Origin of the sequence: Herpetosiphon giganteus, assembly GCF_016907925.1 — a bacterium.
Lineage (GTDB): Bacteria > Chloroflexota > Chloroflexia > Chloroflexales > Herpetosiphonaceae > Herpetosiphon > Herpetosiphon giganteus.
In genome coordinates this window covers 1-1556 of the sequence record NZ_JAFBCZ010000078.1, presented here as the reverse complement: position 1 = coordinate 1556, position 1556 = coordinate 1, and the positions used below count along the sequence as shown (strand labels likewise).

Here is a 1556-nt window from a genome sequence, read left to right as displayed (position 1 = left end):
TGTAATGGTCAAATACCCTTTGCATCCTGAACCCTATGCTGCTACGATAGAACCATGACGAAACGCATTCATTTTCCGCTGACTACGGCTCAGCAACGACGGCTCTTATTCGAGACGTGGGAAGCCACGGGTGATGTCATGCTTGCCTGCCGCACCGCTCACGTGAGTCGTCGAACCTTCTATTATTGGAAGTCGCGCTTCATCACGGGTGGCTATGCGGCACTTGTGAGCTTTGCCAGTGCGGCCCCCAAACACCCGGCGCGCACTGATGCCGCCATCGAAGCGCAGATTGTGGCCCTCCGCACGGCCCATCCGACCTGGGGCAAGCGCCGCATTACGGATGAACTGGCCAAAGGGAATGCCTGGCAGCGGGTGGTCAGTCCCAACACCGTTGCCCGGATCTTGCGCGATCATGCCGTGTGGACAGCCGCCGCAAAAAAAAACGATCCTTCCGTCCCATAACGCGCACCGCCGATCGGCCAGGGCAAACCGTCAATATTGACCTGTGCTTTGTCCCGACCACCCGCACCGCCGATCAAGCCATTCCCGCCGTGAGTGGCTCATCTGGACGATTAATTGTCCAGACCTCGCCCGCCGCTCGCAGCACCACGTTTCCGGGAGCCGTGTTTGCCACGCCCGACCAGCCCTATGCCGAGCAGATGCAGGCCTATACCGCAGCAGCCAATCACCGCTATGGGTGGCGCTCCAAACCGACGACGGTTCCCGATCCCATTCGCCAGCAGCGGACAGAACTTCGGCATCACGCCACCCTGCTTCAGGCGGCCCGTCGCACCACCCGCCGCCAGCGAGCGGAGGAGGATCGCGCGTGGATGCAGTTGCTCACAACGCGCGGGACGGTTGCCGATCGCCAGCGGCAGTACCAGCACGCCATTGACCGCGCGATGACCCCCGCACAGCGCCGCGTGGAACGGCAACGCATGTGGGAGGCCCAACGCGCAGACAAGCAGCAGAACGAGGTGCTGCGGGCGCATCGGCGGCAGGTCTTGCAGCAACGCACGCAGGAAGACCTGGTGTGGCAGACCGAACAGCGGCGGCTCCGCGATGCGATTCGGGAGACGGTGGTGACGACGACGTGGTATGCCATTCTGCTAATCACCGATAATTGCACCCGAGTCTGCTATGGACTCCCGCTGTTGTGTGATGGCCCGAATGTCACGAGCGATCAGGTGGTTGTGGCCTTACAAGACCTCCTTCCCGCCTCGGTGGCCTTTGTCGTTTCTGATCGGGGTGTCCACTTCACGGCGCATGCGTTTCGAGCGTTTACCCGCACGCAGGGCTTCCTGCATGTGCCGATTAGCCGACGACGACCCCAGACCAATGGGATTGCGGAGCGGATGGTGCGGACGCTGAAGGAATGGCTGCGAGGCCAGACATGGCGCACTGCTGCGGAATTGGACACGCTGCTCGGAGCCTTTGTCGTGGACTACAATGATCGGCCACACCAAGGGCGTGGCCTTGATGGCCTCTCGCCCACCGTCTATACGCAGCGGCTGCTCAACCCCATGGGTAGTGCAGAGGGTATTTGACCATTACAG

2 protein-coding genes are annotated in these 1556 nt (G+C 61.6%); both read left to right on the top strand.

Features of this window, described 5'->3' with window-relative positions; translation table 11 throughout:
• The first annotated feature begins 54 nt into the window (after window positions 1–54).
• Entirely contained in the window at window positions 55–462 is a 408-nt protein-coding gene (locus JOD20_RS26260) for a helix-turn-helix domain-containing protein (RefSeq protein WP_204758133.1), read from the top strand.
• Window positions 420–1547 carry an integrase core domain-containing protein gene (locus JOD20_RS26940; RefSeq protein WP_204758132.1) on the top strand — a complete coding sequence of 376 codons (1128 nt, stop codon included), beginning with the start codon at window positions 420–422 and terminating at the stop codon, window positions 1545–1547. The genes JOD20_RS26260 and JOD20_RS26940 overlap by 43 nt, the downstream gene beginning before the upstream one ends.
• The last annotated feature ends 9 nt before the right edge of the window (window positions 1548–1556 follow it).

What these genes read in the sequence shown, in the direction of transcription:
- JOD20_RS26260 (WP_204758133.1), top strand. Translation starts at nt 55, where the DNA reads ATGACGAAACGCATTCATTTTCCGCTGACTACGGCTCAGCAACGACGG.